Raw genomic sequence first — 15187 nt, 5'->3', positions numbered from 1 at the left:
CGGCGGCGGTGGCGTCGACAAGCGACGCCCCGCAGTCGAGACCCTCCTGGCCCCTCGTGCCCACGCGAACGGGGTTGTCGGCGAGCCCGGCCATGCGCTCGCCCCACTCGTCGTCGACGCAGACCACACTGCGCCCGGCACTGACGGAGGAGCCCGGGTCGAAGAACGTGGCCTTGGCCTCGAAGTAGTCCTGCATGGTGGGGTGGAAGTCGAGGTGGTCCTGGCTGAGGTTGGTGAACCCCGCCACGTCGAACTCGGACCCGGCGACGCGACCGAGCATCAGGGCGTGGGAGGAGACCTCCATGACCACGTGCGTCACCCCCTCGCGCACCATCCGGGCGAACAGGGCCTGGAGGGTGGGCGCCTCGGGTGTGGTCAGGCTGGTGGGCACGTCCCGGCCCAGGATCCGGGTCCCCGTCGTGCCGATGAGCCCGACCCGGCACCCGGCGGCGATGAGCCCCTGCTCGAGAAGGTAGGTCGTGGTGGTCTTGCCCGACGTCCCGGTCACCCCGAGGAGCGTGAGGCTTCGCGACGGATAGCCGTAGATCCTCGCGGAAACGTCCCCGAGAACCCGGCGCACGTCTTCCGCCACAAGTACGGGCCGGGTGTCCCCCGCTTCACCGATGATCTTCAGGCCGTCGCCGTCGGTGAGGATCGCGCCCGCGGGCGAGGAGGCGGCGAAGCTCGCCCCGTGGGCCCGGGTGCCGGGCAGGGCGGCGAAGAGGCCCCCCGGCTCAACCGCGCCGGAGTCGAGGCTGGCGGATCGGACCACCGGATCGTCCGCGGGAGCGTGGACGATGCGCGCGCCGGCGACACCCGCCAGTTCCCGGAGGGTGGCGGGTCCGGACAGGGCCGCAGGCGAGTCGTTGCTGGTGTTCCGGTTCACGTTCCACTCTCCTCGGGGGTTTGTCGTGCTGGGCCCGTGGTTCCGGGCTTACTGGTGCTGCAGTTCGTAGGGTTCGGCGGGCGGGCTCGGCGGGAGGTTCTCGCGGTTGATCAACCAGTTGGCGATCTCCCGGAACACCGGTGCGGAGGACTGCCCGCCGGCTCCCCCCTCGAGCGGGCCGCGCTGGGGCTCGTCGAGCATGATGGCCACCACGAAACGGGGATCGTCCGCCGGCGCGATGCCCGCGAACGTGATCCAGTACTGGTTCTGAGAGTACGCCCCCGTTTCCGGGTTGACCTTCTGGGCGGTGCCCGTCTTTCCCGCCAGCTGGTAGCCCTCGATGGCGTTGCCCTGGGCCGTGCCCGAGTTCACCCCGGCGGGATCCTGCTGGAAGGTGGAGCGGAACATGTCCACCACCGTGCGGGCGGTCTTCTCGCTGACCACGCGGGTGCGCGCCGGAGGATCCTGGGCGACCTTCTCCCCGTTGGCGTTGGTCACCGAGGAGATGATGCGGGGCTCGATGCGTTCGCCGCCGTTGGCCAGCGCCTGGTACACGCTCGCCATCTGCAGGGCGGTCCAGCTCATGCCCTGCCCGATGGGGAGGTTTGCGAAGGTGCCGCCCGACCACTGTTCGCGCGCGGGAAGCAGACCGGCAGACTCGTTGGGCAGCTCGATCCCCGTCTCCCGGCCGATGCCGAAACGCTGGAGGTAGTCCGCGTAGCGGTCCTCCCCGAGGCGCTGCGCGAGCTGGAGGGTGCCCACGTTGGAGGACTTGCCGAAGATACCGGCGGTAGTGAACGGGGCGACGCCATGCTGCCAGGCGTCGTTGACGGTGACGCCCGACATCTGGATGGAACCGGGCACCTCGTGAACCTCCTGCGGGGTGGTCAGCCCCTCCTCGATGGAGGCGGCCGCGGTGATCACCTTGGCCACCGAGCCCGGCTCGAAGGGGGCGGAGACGGCGTTGTTGTCGAAGTCCCGTCCCTCCTGGAGCTGCTTCTGCAGGTCGCCGTTCGGGTCGATGGTGTCGGTGTTCGCCATGGCCCGGACCTCGCCCGTGCGGGCGTCGAGCACCACGGCCTCGGCGTTCTTGGCCAGGGAGTTCTCCTTCGCCTGCTGGATCGTCTGCTGCACGAAGGTCTGCAGGTCCAGGTCGATCGTCAACTGGACGTGGGAGCCGTCGACGGCGGGCACCGCGTCGCGGAGGGTACCGGGAATGGACTGCCCGTCGGCGGAGACATCCTCCGTCGCGCGGCCGTTGATGCCGGTCAAGGCGGCATCGCTGGAGGCCTCGAGGCCGAACTGCCCCTGCCCGTCCATGGACACCTTGCCCACGATGTTCTCGCCGATCGCGCCGTTGGGATACTGGCGGATGTCCTGGTGGTCCGCGGCCACACCGTGGAACCTGTCCGCCACCGCCGCCGCGACATCCGGGTCGACGTTGCGCACCAGCACCTCGTAGTTGGTGTCGGCGTGCAACTTGTCCAGGATCTCCTTGGCGCTCACGGCGCCGGAGTCGCTTGACGACGCGCCCTCGTCCTTCTTCCCGTCCTTCGACGCGTCGGTTCCGGACTTGCCGCCGTTCTTGTCGCTGCCCGTGCCACTGCCCGCCTGCCCGGGCTTCGTCTTCCCCTTCGCCTTGTCGGCGTCGCTGATCATGGTGGGGATGTCGTTGGCCATGGTGCGCAGGGCGTCCTCGACGCGGGCATCGAGCTGGGCGTTGATCGCGTCCTGGGACAATCCGTCGACCTGCATCTGCAGGTCCTGCTGCTCCCGCAGCTCGTTTCGCAGGAGCACGGGCGAGACCGTGAGGGAGCGCGCCTGCATCGTGTAGGCGAGCTGGTTGCCTGTGCGGTCGACGATCTCACCGCGGCGGGCGGGCTCGACGTAAACGCGGGCGCGCTGAGCCTCCGCCTGATCCTGGAGTCCGGGGGCCCACACGACCTGGACCCACGCCAGGCGCCCGACGAGCAGCGCGGCGGCGACGAGGAACACCCCGGTGATGAAGCGGGTGCGCTCGTTGGTCACTGCCTTCTGGCTGGCCACCTTCCGGGGCAGCCCTCCGCCGGCGTCGCCTGCGGGGCGGGCGGCGGCATCCCCGGGGCGCCCGCCCGGGGCGTCCCCGGCGCTCTCCGGGTGGCGCCGCGCTCTCGAACTGCTCACGTGCCTGCATCCACCTTTTCGTCGTATCCATGCCCCCGGTGCGTCCGGCCCGGGTTCAACGTCTGTCTATATTGCCCCGCGCAGGCCCGCGCGGGGCGAGCGCCACGCACCGTGCGGCATGTACCGCGTGCCCCGTTAGTGGGCGGCCGGCACGTTCGGCTGGTAGGGGGCCAGGTTGCTGCGCTGGGGTGCCGGGGCCGCCGGCTGCGCGTCCTGCGGGTTCGCGGGCTGGTTGGCGGCAGGAGCTCCCGGCTGGGTACCCGGTTGTGCGGTACCGCGGCCGAGGACGTTTCCGCCCGGTACCGTGGTGAGGTTCCCGCCGAGGTCGCGGGTGGCGGAGCGGTCGCTGGAAGCGCGGCCCGCCTGTACCGGTGCGCCGTTGACATCCATGACCTTCTGCACCTTCCCGGGATCGGCGGGGCGCTGCTCGTTGACGCCGCCGTTGCCGTCATTGGCGATGATGCCGGGCTGCAGCGGCACCACCATCCCCGCCTCGGAGCCGCGCTGCGCGATCTCCGCCGAGGAACGCAGGTCTTCCAGGTCCCGGTTGAGGGACTCCACCTCGTTGGAGAGGTTGCGTTCGCGGTTCTGCAGCTGCTGGACCGTGAACGACTGGTTGGTCGACAGGCCGGACAGGAACATCGCCAGCACCACCCCGGCCACCAGCAGCGGCAGGGCGATGAGGGTGACAGTGGAGAACTTGCGCCTTGTCTCACTGGCTACGGTGACCCGCCGGCCGCGGACGGAGACGACCTGTTTCGAGCCCAGCCGGCCCTTGCGGGCGGCGTGCGGCACGTGCGGTGCCACGGGGCGGGCGCGCGGGGTCGGGGCGTAGGCCTCGGGGCGTCGGGAAGCGTCGCCGTGGGTGCGGCTCCCTGGCCGCGTCAGCGTGGCGGTACCGCCGCGGGCGGGGGTGAAGTCTCGGTTCGCTCCCATGTGAGTGTCTCTTCCGTCGGTGGTGGGGTTAATCCTGGAGGTCATCGGGGGCCTTTCGCAGCTTTTCGACGCCCCGCACCCGCACAGGGGCAGCACGCGAATTGAGCCTGATCTCTTCCTCGGACGCCTTTTCCGCGCCGTTGGTGATGGAACGGAACCTGGCGGCGGCACCGGGCAGCTCCATGGGCAGACCTCGTGGAGTCCTGGAGGTCGTGAGCTCGGCAAATGCCGACTTGACGATCTTGTCCTCGAGCGACTGGTAGCTCATGAACACCGCCCGACCGCCCGGGCCGAGCAGATCCGCCACGACCGGAATGACGTTCTCCACGGCCTCCAGCTCGCGGTTGACCTCCACACGAAGCGCCTGAAAGGTCCGTTTCGCCGGGTGCCCGCCTGTGCGCCGGGTGGCGGCGGGAATGGTCTCGTAGAGAAGCTCCACCAGGCGTGCGCTGCGGTCGAAGGGCTCCTTCTCGCGCTCCCGGAGAACCGCGGACGCAATCTTTCCCGCGAAGCGCTCGTCCCCGTAAGTCTTAAGCACCCGGGCGAGGTCGCCGTGGCTGTAGGTGTTGAGAACGTCGGCGGCCGTCTGGCCCTGGCTGGGGTCCATCCGCATGTCGAGGGGAGCGTCCACCCGGTAGGCGAAGCCGCGATCCTCGCGGTCGAGCTGCATGGAGGAGACGCCGAGATCGAAAAAAGCCCCCGCCAGACCGCGGTCGCGGACGGTGTCGAAGATGCCTCCGTCGGCCTCCCCCACCACCCGGCCAATTTCGTCGAACCGCGCCTGGACGCCCGTGAAACGGTCGCCGAAGGGTGCAAGCCGCTCGCCCGCCTCCGCGAGGGCATCCGGATCGCGGTCGATGCCGATGACCCGTGCCCGGGGGAACACGGTGAGGAAGTGCTCCGTGTGCCCGCCCGCGCCCAGGGTGCCGTCCACGATGACGGCATCGTCGCCGAATGCCTTGACAGCTGGTGCGAGGAGGTCCGTCATGCGGTCGCGCATGACGGGAACGTGCCCGCGGTTGGTGCCGATGTCGAAGTCCATCTCGGCCGGGTGCCCGCCGCTGCCGGTGGTGTCTGCGTTCCGGGACACGTGGTCACCCCCTCCGCTTTCGTCCGTCACCTTGGAATTGTTGTCTTCCCGTCCCTGTTCGTGGTCGGGGGAGCGTATAGAGCCCTGCCCGGGGCGGCTGTTCTGATGTCGGGGAAGTACACCAGAATGCTTCACGCCCCGGACAGAGTCCGTACACGCTCTCCGTCAGTAGTCAACTGCCTGCTGGCCGGGTAGTCAGCCCTTAGAGCAGGCCGGAGAGAATGCCATCGTCATCGGCCGCCGCGAAGGCGGCCTCAGTCTCTTCCTGATATGTGGCCCAGGACTCTGCGTCCCAGATTTCGAGAAAGTCGACCGAACCGATGACCACGCATTCCTTGGAGAGGTTTGCGTACTCACGGTGCGCCGGCGACAGCGTGATGCGACCTGACCCGTCAAGCGCCTGCTCATCCGCGCTGGCAGCCAGGTTGCGGATGAAGGCTCGTGCCTGGGGGTTCGTCCGGGACACGGCGGCGGCCTTGCGGGCGCGTGCCGCGAACTCCTCGCGCGGGTACACCGCGAGCGAGTGGTCCTGTCCCTTGGTCACCATCAACCCGTCCGCCAGATCCTCGCGGAACTTGGCGGGCAGCGTCAGGCGCCCCTTGTCGTCGAGCTTGGGAGTGTAGGTTCCCAGAAACATCCGGAGCCCACCTTCCTTCCACTCACCGACTTCGGTTGTTCAATTTTCCCGGCGTTGAAACGTCGTGGCACGTAGTCAGGATGCCGCCACGTCTCTCCGCTATTCCCCACTCTAACCCACTTTCTCCCACAAACGCCACACCAGACGCGTTCTTTCTCGCCGGTGCCCCAAAAGAACCAGTTCAAACGCCTGAAAATGGGTGGGGCGACGGCCCGCGGGGTGCCTTTCGCGCCCCGCTTCCCACTCCGGAACGGCATCCCCACGCCCAACGCCCACCCCCAAACCCCCACACACCACCACGCGAAAGGCGTTCCGGGGAAGCCCCCACCCTTCCCGGAACCGCGTGTGGGGCGGGGTGGGGGGACCAGGTGGGGTGAAGTGGAGCCCCGGTGCCCGCCCGCTTGCCCGGCCGCTAAAGCAGCGCAGCAAAAACCGCGCGCCGCCACAAGGCGGGCACGCGGTGGAAACGCGGGAGGGGCCCTACTGCCCCTCGAAGCGGCGGCGGAAGTTTTCCTCCATCTTCGAACTACGGGCAGCGGGCTTCGCCACGCGGGAAGTTGTGCGGGAGACGGCCGGGCCAGAGCTCGGTGCCCGCAGGGCAAGGATGCCGCCGGCGAGCATCACCAGGAAGCCCACGACACTGAGCGCGATGAGCCAGATGTTTACCGTGGCGAGGGCAACACCCCCGAGCAGGAGGACGAGGCCGAAGACGATCAGGGCGACGCTGCGCATCGTGATCCGCCCGGCACCACCTCCGGGGGAGGCCGCAATTCGCGTCACCGAGTTGCCGAAGGCGGGATCCTCAGCGAGGAGGGAACGCTCGATTTCCCGCAGCGTCCGCTGTTCTTGCTCCGAAAGAGACACTCTTCACTCTCCGACTATCGACGTGGGCGTTTGAAAGAAGACTACTCCTAATAACGCCCCTCCCCCCGTGAATGTTCCCGCCCGGCATCGGGCCCGAGCGAGCACTACGCCACCAGCGTGATCCCCGGTTGGGACGCGGCGTAGAAATCCTCGACGACGGCGAGGAACGCCTCCACGGTGTCTGGGTCGGGTGCGGGTTGGATTCCGGAGGCTACCCGCCCCCTCATGGCCGAGTAGGCCGACAGGCGCCGCGCCCACGCCGTCCCGGACTCCCCCGTGAGCGCCAGTTTCTCCCACGCGCTGCTGGGAAGCCGCTTCCTCTTGCGAACCACCGGCGATTCAGCGCAGACAGCCCCGGCGACCCGCAGGGCCGCGCGGTACGCATACTCCAGGGCGAGGTCGCCGTGCCCCTGCGCCTGCTCGGCGTGGGCGCGGCGGAGGAGCTCATCGGCGGAGCTGAAGAACTTCCCGCTCTTCGACGCCCCGGCAGGTGCCCCGTACGCCGCCCCGGTGGTGGCTGAAATGATGGTGTTCATCTGCTCCTCCTTCTCGGTATGGCCCAACGTTAAAACCTCTGTTCGACACTCCTCCCACAGATTAGCACGCATGTTCGATAAAACAATGGGCTCGAACTGCCCCCGTGCGCGCCTTCAACGTGGTTCGATGGACCCATGACAGTGTCAATCCGCCGCCTCACGGGGCACGAGTTCTCCCTGCTCGCCCCCACCCTGGTGGACATTTACATCACGGCCATGGATTACCCGCGCTCCATCCGCAAACAGCGCATCGATATCTGGCGCCGGGAGATCGTCTGCCCCGGCTTCACAGCCGTCATCGCGGTGGAGGGTGCCGGGACGGACGAGCGGGTGGTCGGCGTCGCCTACGGCTTCCTCGGCACCCGCGGCCGGTGGTGGGACCAGCAGCTCATCCGCGGGCTCAAGCAATCGGGCAGCCTGACGCCGGAGGTTTCCGCGATGGTGGACGACTACTTCGAGATCGCGGAGATCCACGTTGATTCCCTGATGCAGGGGCGCGGAATCGGGCGCGATCTTCTCACTGAGCTGGTGCGCACCACATCCGCCTCGTGGGCTCTTCTCTCCACGCCGGAGGTGGCGGGTGAGAACAACCCCGCGTTCGGCCTCTACCGCAAGCTCGGTTTCAGCGACATCCTGCGGCACTACACATATTCGGGTGACCGCCGCCCATTCGCCGTGCTGGGCCGGAGGCTGCCCCTTGACCTGCCCGGGTAGTCTTTATGGCGTTCAACCCCGACCCTGAAGGAGCGAGCGTGACACCGTCTGCCGCCCAGTTCGACCCCTCCATGCCGATGTCGGCCATCCCCGGTGCGGTGGAGGTGGAGCTGCGCCGCTTCCTGGACGAGCGCCTCCCCGACGTGGAGGAGATCGGCCCGCCCGTCGCCGCCTCCGCGGCTTACCTCCGCGACTTCGTCCTCGGCGGCGGCAAACGCTTCCGCCCCCTCTACGGCTGGGCGGGATTTGTCGGGGCGGGGGGCCTGGCCGCTGGCGGCGAGGACCCCCGCGCAGTTCTCACGGCGGTGAGTTCGCTGGAATTCATCCAGGCCTGCGCCCTCGTGCACGACGACATCATCGACTCCTCCGACACGCGGCGCGGGAACCCGACGGTCCACCGGGCGGTGGAGACGAGCCACCTTTCCCGCGGGCTGCGCGGTGACGCCGCCAAATTCGGCCGGGATGTCGCCATCCTCGTCGGGGATCTGGCACTGGCCTGGGCGGACGACATGTGGCGGGATTCCGGGGTGAGCGATTCCGCCCTGCGCCGAGCCCAGGGCGCGTGGCGGGGAATGCGCACCGAGGTCATCGGGGGCCAGCTGCTCGACATCACGCTCGAGGCCACGGGCGACGAGTCCATCGAGCTCGCAGACAAGGTCAACCGGTACAAAACCGCCGCCTACACCATCGAGCGCCCGCTGCACCTCGGGGCGGCGCTCGCCAGTGCCGACGAGCACACCGTCGCCGCCTTCCGCGGCTACGGTTGCGACATCGGGGTCGCCTACCAGCTTCGCGACGACCTCCTGGGCGTCTTCGGGGACTCCTCCGTCACCGGCAAGCCCGCCGGGGATGACCTGCGCGAGGGCAAGCGCACGGTACTGCTGTCCATGGCTCTCACGGCGCTTGACGGCTCCGACCCGGCGGCCGCCCGGGAGCTGCGCGAAAAGGTGGGCACCGTGTCCGACGGTCCCTCGCTGCGCCGCCTCGCGGACATCATCCGCTCCAGCGGCGCGGTCGAGGGCGTCGAGAAGCGCATCGAAGCCCTCACCGCCTCCGGCCTGAGGCACCTGGAGGAGGCGGGGGTGGACGCCGCGGTGGCGGAGACCCTCCGTGAGCTGGCCATCAAGTCCACCGCCCGCCGTGCGTAGCCCCCTGCAGCTCGGCCTGGCGGCGGGAGCCCTCATCGCCGTGGGCTCGTACGGCGCCGGGGCCACGCGCAACCGCGGAGGCGTGGTGCGCGGGCTCGGCCTCGGGCAGATCCTCTACGGCCACGGCCGCTCGGTCTTCGAGATCATGCTCACGCTGGGAATCGTGGGGCTCGTTGCGGCGTGGGTCCTACTCGGCCACGAGCTCTCTCACGGGCGAGCCGGCCTCACCTCCGTCACCCGGGCCGCCTGGCTGTGGACCGCACCCCTGGCGCTCGCCGCACCGATTCTGTCGCGCGACGTGTACTCCTACCTCATGCAGGGCGCCATGATGCGCGACGGCTTCGACCCCTACACCGAGGGCGCCGCCGTCAACCCGGGTCCGTACCTGTGGGAGGTCTCCCACGACTGGCGCAACACCACCACCCCCTACGGGCCGCTGCACCTGGGCATCGGCAAGTTGATCACCACCGTGGTCGGCGACAACGTCGCGGCGGGGGTTGTCGCCTACAAGCTGCTCAGCCTCGCCGGCTTCGCACTCATCGCCTACTCGGTGCCGCGCGTCGCGGCGCGTATCGGCGGGAACCCGGCCGTCGCCACCTGGCTCGGGGTGGCCAATCCCGTGATGCTCCTGCACATGGTGGGAGGGATGCACAACGAGTCCGTCATGGTCGGGCTGGTGAGCCTGGGACTCCTCTCCTGCCTGGCCACCCGGTTCTTCACCCCCGGGATCGCGCTCATCGCCCTCGCCCTGTCTCTCAAGGCGACCGCGGCGATTGCCCTGCCGTTCGTCGTGTGGATGATGTACCACCACTACGCCCGCGGCCGCGCCGGCAAACGGGCCCGCGCCGCCGTGTTCCTCGGTGCGGGGGTGTGGACGGTCGCGGTGGCGGCTCTCGTCGTCGACGCGGTAACCGTCGCCTCCGGGTCCTCCTGGGGCTGGCTGGCGGAAATCTCCGGCAACTCGAAGGTGGTCAACCCCCTTTCTGGGCCGACGCTGGCGGCGGACCTGGTGACCCCCTTCATCCAGCTGTTCGAGGAGGACTTCCCCTACAACACCGCACTGGCGGCAACCCGCGCGGCGGGATCCTTCCTCATGCTCGCGGGGTTGGTCGCGGCGTGGCTGATCTGCCGACCCCACGGCGAGGGCACGAACCGCCGCGCCGTCATGGGCACCACGCTGGCGTACGCCATCGCCTTCGTCACCAACGCCGTCACACTCCCGTGGTACTACGCTTCCGTGATCAGTCTGGTGGGCACCTTCAACCCGCCGGTGTGGGTGAAGAAGCTCGCTGTCGCAGCCACCGTCATCGTCGGCCTGGCCTTCATGGGCGGGGGGAACCACCGGTTGTACGACAGCTGGTTCCTCCTCCTCGCCGGCGCCCTCGCATGGGCGGCGGCCGTGTGGATTTACCCGAAGGAGACGAGCTCACCCGAAGAAAAGGCACAGCGGGCGATGGGCACGAAGGGAACGCACCCGGTGCCTAAAACCCCATCGCCTGAGCCCGCCTGATCACCTCGCGGGCTCCGTGGCCGTGGAGGGCGTCGATCGGCCGGCCCGGAAGCGAGTCGTCGGGGGTGTAGAGGTAGGTGAGGATCTCCTCGTCGCCGAAGCCGCCGTCGTGGAGCACCGTGATCGCCCCGGAGACGAACTTGGACAGCCCGCCGTCGTCGCCGAGCAGAAGCTTCGGCACGTACTTGGTGCCGCCGCGCTTGTAGACGAGCAGCTTGCGGGCGCCCACGAGGTCGTGGACCCGGGTGACGGGAACGTCGAGGTATTCGGCCACCTCGGGAAGGCTGAGCAGCTTCTCGCCGGCAAGCAGCGCGTCGAGGTCGGGGGTCGACTGGGTGGCGGGGGAATCTCCAAAACTCACGTCGACAGTCTACCCGCGTTGGCGCACACCCAGGCGTGTCGACCATACTGGACCCATGGCCACGCTCGAAGTTGGGGACTACCTGGAGGGACGATACGTCATCGACCGCCCGATCGCGCGCGGCGGGATGTCGACGGTCTTCCGGTGCGTGGACACCCGCCTGGACCGCGAGGTGGCGGCCAAGGTGATGGACGCCCGCTACGTACACGACGGCGTCTTCCGCGAGCGCTTCCGACGCGAGGCCCTCGCCATGGCGAAGCTCTCCCACCCCAACCTCGTCAACGTGTACGACTTCTCCGCGGGCGGCAATGACCCGGACCAGGTCTTTCTCATCATGGAGCTGATCACGGGCGGGACCCTCCGTGAGCTGCTCGCCGAACGCGGGCCCATGCCCCCTCACGCCGCAACCGCCGTGATGCGCGCGGTTCTCACCGGGCTGAGCGTTGCCCACTCCAAGGGCATGGTCCACCGCGACATCAAACCCGACAACGTGCTGATAAACAGCGACCACTCCGTCAAACTCGCGGACTTCGGCCTCGTTCGGGCCGCAGCCGACTCGCCCCACACGACCGACCAGATCGTCGGCACCGTCTCCTACCTCTCCCCCGAGCAGGTCGACGGGACATCCATGACACAGGCGTCCGACGTCTACTCCGCCGGCATCGTCCTTTTCGAGCTTCTCACCGGCCGCACGCCGTTTTCCGGGGAGAATCCCCTCGCCCACGCCTACGCGAGGCTGCGCAGCGATGTCCCACCCCCTTCCTCGCGCATCGAGGGTGTGCCGAAGCTTTTCGACGAGCTCGTCGCCACCGCAACCGCCCGCGAACCCCGCGACCGGTTCCACGACGCCGGCGAGTTCCTCGCCGCCCTCGACGACGTCGCCGCCGCGCTTCACCTTCCCGATTACACCGTCCCGGTACCCACGAACTCGGCCGCCAACCGCGCGGCGGCGCACCCGACGACGTTCACCGCGGCGGCCGGCAGCTCCCGCCTCGGCCCGGCCCCCGCGGTGGAGCCGCGAACGCGCGCCCTGGAGCAGCGCCTCTTCCCCGCCGTTGAGCCGGAGCCCCGCGCCAATCGCGGCGCGCCAGAGCAGTGGCGCGCCGATACCGGTCGCGGGGGCAGCTCCCGCGTCCCCGTTCCACCGGCCGTCTCGCCCGCCCCCGCGGCGGTGTCCGCGACCCCCGCACACCCGGCCGTCTCCCCCGCCCCCGTTTCCGAGCGCCGCGAGGTACCACCGCCGCCGGCAATCAAGCCCGTGACAAACCGCTCCGGTGTCGCCCTGGCGCTATTCCTCATCGGGGCGGTCGCGCTCACCGGTGCCGTCCTCGTCGGGGCGTGGTGGTTCGGATCGGGCAGCTACGGCCAGCTTCCGCAGCTCATCGCGGGGTAGCTGCCAGCCCGCCCGCATCCGTCAGTAGCGCAGCATTTCCGCCACCAGGAAGGCAAGTTCGAGGGCCTGCTCGGTGTTCAGGCGCGGGTCGCACGCGGACTCGTAGCGGCCCGGCAGGTCAAGGTCCGTGATGTCCTGCGCGCCGCCGAGGCACTCGGTGACGTTCTCGCCGGTGAGCTCGATGTGGATGCCGCCCGGATGGGTCCCCAGCTGGCGGTGCACCTCGAAGAAGCCCTGCACCTCGTCGATGATCTTGTCGAAGTGCCGGGTCTTGTACCCGTTCGACGCGGTGAAGGTGTTGCCGTGCATCGGGTCGGATTGCCAGACCACCTTATGCCCGGAGGCCTCGACGGCGTTGATGATCCCGGGCAGCACCGTGCGCACGTTCTCGTGACCCATGCGGATGACCAGGGTGAGGCGGCCGGGCTCGCGGTCCGGATCCAGCTTGTCGGCGTAGGCGACGGCTTCCTCCGGCGTGACCTTCGGGCCGAGCTTGAGGCCGATCGGGTTGTTGATCAGGGCTGCGAAATTGACGTGGAAGTCTTCGATTCCGCGGGTGCGCTCCCCGATCCAGAGCTGGTGCGCCGAGAGGTCGTAGAGCTTCGTGTTTCCCTGGTTGTCCTCCGCGAGGCGCAGCATGGCGCGTTCGTAGTCCACCAGGAGAGCCTCGTGGGAGGCGAAGATCTCGGAGGTGCGCAAGTGGGCGTCGTTGACCCCGCAGGCGCTCATGAACGCCAGGGAGCGCGAAATCTCGCGGGCCAGCGCCTCGTAGCGCGCGCCTGCCGGGGAGTTGGCCACGAACTGACGGTTCCAGTCGTTGATGTTGTGCAGGTCCGCCGTCCCGGAGGCGACGAGGGCGCGCACCAGGTTCATTGCCGCGGAGGCGTTGGCGTAGGCGCGGACCATGCGTGCCGGGTCGTGGCGGCGCGCCTCGGGCGTGGGCTCGACCCCGTTGACGATGTCACCGCGGTAGTTCGGCAGACCGTTTGCGTCGAGGTCGGAGGAGCGGGGTTTGGCGAACTGCCCCGCAATCCGGCCCAGCTTCACGACGGGCACGGAGGCGCCGTAGGTGAGCACCGCCGCCATCTGCAGCAGCGTGCGCACGTTGGCGCGGATGTGGGGCTCGGTGTTGGACTCGAAGGTCTCCGCGCAGTCACCGCCCTGCAGCAGGAACGCCCTGCCGAGCGCGACATCGGCAAGCTTCTGCTTGACCTCCTCGACCTCGGGGGCGAGGACGACGGGCGGGACGGACTCGAGGATCTTGCGGACGTAACCCGCCTCGTGCTCGTCCCAGCTCGGCTGCTGCTTGGCATCGCGGGACAGCACGTCCTGAAACTTCTCGTTCAGGTCACCGGGAAGCGGGGGGAGGTCCGGCAGAACACTCTTCGGGATATCAATCGTCCAACTCACCCCTACAGTTCTACCACGGGTTTTAGGGGCCGGTCACTCCCGGGCCCGGGAGCCACGCCCATGCAGCGGAATCAATTTCCCGCGGAGTGGACGGCGCGACCCCTCCCGTCCAACGGGAGCGCGCCCAAGCAGACCCGGAACTTGGCCAGGTTGTGCCGGGCGTCGACAAGCGCGTCGTGGTTACCCGCGGGGACGTCAGGAAGCTTCGGCCGCCCCGCCATCTCCCAGTACTGCTTGAGCTCGCGGGTGAACCGCGGGATCTGCCGGGGCAAACCGGACATGTCTCCCCAGAGCTGGGCGAGGACCACGTGGTCGTACGCAGCCACCCACGCCCACAGCTCGGGATCCCCGTCGGCGGAGCGGACGAACTCCAGGATCTCGGCGCGGATCACGGAGTTGGGCTTCCACACCTTACTTCGCGGGTTCGGCAGTTTGTCCAGCACATTCTTGCGCACCCACTGGTTCGCGCGGGAGGCGTGGAAGTCGGTGGACACCGCGTAGTACTCGCGGCCGTCCTCCGCCACAATGCCGATGGAGACGAGCTCAATTGTCGAGCCGTCCTCGATGAATTCGGTGTCGTAGAAGTAGCGCACCTCAGCCCACCTGCTCCTCCACCGCGTCGTCGGCGTGGCGTGGCCAGAACATCACCACTGCCACCCCGATCACAGCCACGGGCCCCACGACGTTGACGTGGAAATGCGTGAAGGAGGCGACGAGAAAGACAGCGAGGAGGGCGCTGCAGAGGACAAAGCGCGTGATGAGATCCCGATCCATGAGTGAGATCCTAATTTACCGGCCGGCCGGTTCCGCGCCCGCGGGGTAGCCTTCACCCGCTTCGAGGGATTTCTTCACCTCGGAGGCGTACATGTCCACGTACTCGTTGCCGGAGAGCTCCACCAGGCGGGACATGACGTAGTCGGTGAAGGGACGCATGACCTCGCGTGATGAAGGCTCGTATCCGTTTTCCCGGGCCCACGCGTGGGGGTCGATGGCCTCGCCCACCCTGATGTGCACACGGCGTGGCCGGGGGAACACGGTTCCTATCGGGTTGGCCTCCCGCGAGCCGATCATCACGAGCGGAACGACGGGCACGTTGTTTTCCATGGCGATGCGCGCCACGCCCGTCCGGCCACGGTAGATCCGCCCATCGGGCGAGCGGGTGCCCTCGGGGTAGATGCACATGAGCTCGCCGCGGTCCAGGACGCCCTTCGCGGCCGCCCGGAGGGCGTCACCGGCGCCCGAGGCGCTTCGGTCCACGGCGATCTGCCCGGCTGAGCTGAAGAAGAAGCGCTTCACCCGGCCGACGACACCCGGGGCGGTGAAGTACTCCTTCTTGGCCGGGAAGGTCATCTGGCGCCACACCATCAGGGGCAGGTAGAAGGAGTCCATCACCGCCTCGTGGTTGGACACGAGCAGCGCCGCGCCCTTTTTTGGAATGTTCTCCGCCCCCGTGATGGTGGGGCGGTTCCAGAGGAACAGCGGCGGGCCGATGGTCGCCTTGAAAAACGTGTACCAATAGTTGGTCATATCAGCGTCAAT

General features: G+C 68.7%; 15 protein-coding genes and 1 pseudogene. 4 read left to right on the top strand and 12 right to left on the bottom strand.

What is annotated here, in order from left to right:
- The 7 genes from B3611_RS06470 to B3611_RS06440 form a co-directional block, all read right to left on the bottom strand.
- A partial coding sequence (locus tag B3611_RS06470) for a Mur ligase family protein (protein WP_291314259.1) occupies positions 1–886 on the bottom strand: 886 nt, incomplete at its 3' end.
- A gap of 48 nt (positions 887–934) precedes the next feature.
- A complete protein-coding gene (locus tag B3611_RS06465; protein WP_414646308.1) occupies positions 935–2932 on the bottom strand; it encodes a peptidoglycan D,D-transpeptidase FtsI family protein in 1998 nt (665 codons plus the stop codon).
- 252 nt (positions 2933–3184) lie between these two features.
- A complete protein-coding gene (locus tag B3611_RS06460) occupies positions 3185–3985 on the bottom strand; it encodes a hypothetical protein (RefSeq protein ID WP_291314257.1) in 801 nt (266 codons plus the stop codon).
- Between the two features lie 28 nt (positions 3986–4013).
- Positions 4014–5027, bottom strand: a complete 1014-nt coding sequence (rsmH, locus tag B3611_RS06455; RefSeq protein WP_291314269.1) for a 16S rRNA (cytosine(1402)-N(4))-methyltransferase RsmH — start codon at positions 5025–5027, stop codon at positions 4014–4016.
- Positions 5028–5277: 250 nt separating this feature from the next.
- On the bottom strand, positions 5278–5712 hold the full coding sequence (mraZ, locus tag B3611_RS06450) for a division/cell wall cluster transcriptional repressor MraZ (RefSeq protein WP_291314256.1): 435 nt from the start codon (positions 5710–5712) through the stop codon (positions 5278–5280).
- A gap of 480 nt (positions 5713–6192) precedes the next feature.
- Positions 6193–6576: a DUF3040 domain-containing protein gene (locus B3611_RS06445; protein ID WP_291314255.1), complete on the bottom strand. Its 384-nt coding sequence runs from the start codon at positions 6574–6576 to the stop codon at positions 6193–6195.
- A gap of 104 nt (positions 6577–6680) precedes the next feature.
- Positions 6681–7112, bottom strand: a complete 432-nt coding sequence (locus B3611_RS06440; RefSeq protein WP_291314254.1) for an SAV_6107 family HEPN domain-containing protein — start codon at positions 7110–7112, stop codon at positions 6681–6683.
- Positions 7113–7247: 135 nt separating this feature from the next.
- On the opposite strand from B3611_RS06440, the gene B3611_RS06435 reads away from it, so the two are divergent.
- The 3 genes from B3611_RS06435 (at position 7248) to B3611_RS06425 (ending at position 10484) form a co-directional block, all read left to right on the top strand.
- The gene (locus tag B3611_RS06435) at positions 7248–7826 is read left to right on the top strand and encodes a GNAT family N-acetyltransferase (RefSeq protein WP_291314253.1); all 579 of its coding nucleotides are present in this window, start codon (positions 7248–7250) and stop codon (positions 7824–7826) included.
- A gap of 71 nt (positions 7827–7897) precedes the next feature.
- The gene (locus B3611_RS06430) at positions 7898–8974 is read left to right on the top strand and encodes a polyprenyl synthetase family protein (protein WP_291314268.1); all 1077 of its coding nucleotides are present in this window, start codon (positions 7898–7900) and stop codon (positions 8972–8974) included.
- Positions 8967–10484, top strand: a complete 1518-nt coding sequence (locus tag B3611_RS06425; RefSeq protein ID WP_291314252.1) for an alpha-(1->6)-mannopyranosyltransferase A — start codon at positions 8967–8969, stop codon at positions 10482–10484. Before B3611_RS06430 ends, B3611_RS06425 begins: the two co-directional genes overlap by 8 nt.
- Here the strand turns inward: B3611_RS06425 and B3611_RS06420 are convergent.
- Entirely contained in the window at positions 10456–10845 is a 390-nt protein-coding gene (locus B3611_RS06420) for an Rv2175c family DNA-binding protein (RefSeq protein ID WP_291314251.1), read from the bottom strand. The genes B3611_RS06425 and B3611_RS06420 overlap by 29 nt on opposite strands.
- Before the next feature lie 55 nt (positions 10846–10900).
- Here B3611_RS06420 and B3611_RS06415 point away from each other — a divergent pair.
- Positions 10901–12226, top strand: a pseudogene (locus B3611_RS06415) (protein kinase domain-containing protein); the annotation flags it as partial.
- Positions 12227–12259: 33 nt separating this feature from the next.
- Here B3611_RS06415 and B3611_RS06410 read toward each other — a convergent pair.
- From B3611_RS06410 to B3611_RS06395, 4 genes are all read right to left on the bottom strand, one after another.
- Complete coding sequence (locus tag B3611_RS06410; RefSeq protein WP_291314249.1) at positions 12260–13648, bottom strand: class II 3-deoxy-7-phosphoheptulonate synthase; 1389 nt, start codon at positions 13646–13648, stop codon at positions 12260–12262.
- 71 nt (positions 13649–13719) lie between these two features.
- Positions 13720–14241: a polyadenylate-specific 3'-exoribonuclease AS gene (locus B3611_RS06405; RefSeq protein ID WP_291314248.1), complete on the bottom strand. Its 522-nt coding sequence runs from the start codon at positions 14239–14241 to the stop codon at positions 13720–13722.
- 1 nt (position 14242) lies between these two features.
- Positions 14243–14422 (bottom strand): hypothetical protein, encoded by a 180-nt coding sequence (locus tag B3611_RS06400; RefSeq protein WP_291314247.1) that lies wholly within the window; start codon positions 14420–14422, stop codon positions 14243–14245.
- A 15-nt stretch (positions 14423–14437) separates the two neighbouring features.
- Positions 14438–15175, bottom strand: a complete 738-nt coding sequence (locus tag B3611_RS06395) for a lysophospholipid acyltransferase family protein (RefSeq protein WP_291314246.1) — start codon at positions 15173–15175, stop codon at positions 14438–14440.
- Between the last annotated feature and the right edge of the window lie 12 nt (positions 15176–15187).

Source organism: Corynebacterium sp. UBA2622 (assembly GCF_002339505.1).
Classification (GTDB): Bacteria; Actinomycetota; Actinomycetes; order Mycobacteriales; family Mycobacteriaceae; genus Corynebacterium.
Note: the sequence above shows the minus strand (reverse complement) of the source record. Positions and strands in the feature narration are given on the sequence as shown.

What these genes read in the sequence shown, in the direction of transcription:
- B3611_RS06460 (WP_291314257.1), bottom strand. Translation starts at nt 3,985, where the DNA reads ATGGGAGCGAACCGAGACTTCACCCCCGCCCGCGGCGGTACCGCCACG.
- rsmH (WP_291314269.1), bottom strand. Translation starts at nt 5,027, where the DNA reads ATGGACTTCGACATCGGCACCAACCGCGGGCACGTTCCCGTCATGCGC.
- mraZ (WP_291314256.1), bottom strand. Translation starts at nt 5,712, where the DNA reads ATGTTTCTGGGAACCTACACTCCCAAGCTCGACGACAAGGGGCGCCTG.
- B3611_RS06440 (WP_291314254.1), bottom strand. Translation starts at nt 7,112, where the DNA reads ATGAACACCATCATTTCAGCCACCACCGGGGCGGCGTACGGGGCACCT.
- B3611_RS06435 (WP_291314253.1), top strand. Translation starts at nt 7,248, where the DNA reads ATGACAGTGTCAATCCGCCGCCTCACGGGGCACGAGTTCTCCCTGCTC.
- B3611_RS06430 (WP_291314268.1), top strand. Translation starts at nt 7,898, where the DNA reads ATGCCGATGTCGGCCATCCCCGGTGCGGTGGAGGTGGAGCTGCGCCGC.
- B3611_RS06400 (WP_291314247.1), bottom strand. Translation starts at nt 14,422, where the DNA reads ATGGATCGGGATCTCATCACGCGCTTTGTCCTCTGCAGCGCCCTCCTC.
- B3611_RS06395 (WP_291314246.1), bottom strand. Translation starts at nt 15,175, where the DNA reads ATGACCAACTATTGGTACACGTTTTTCAAGGCGACCATCGGCCCGCCG.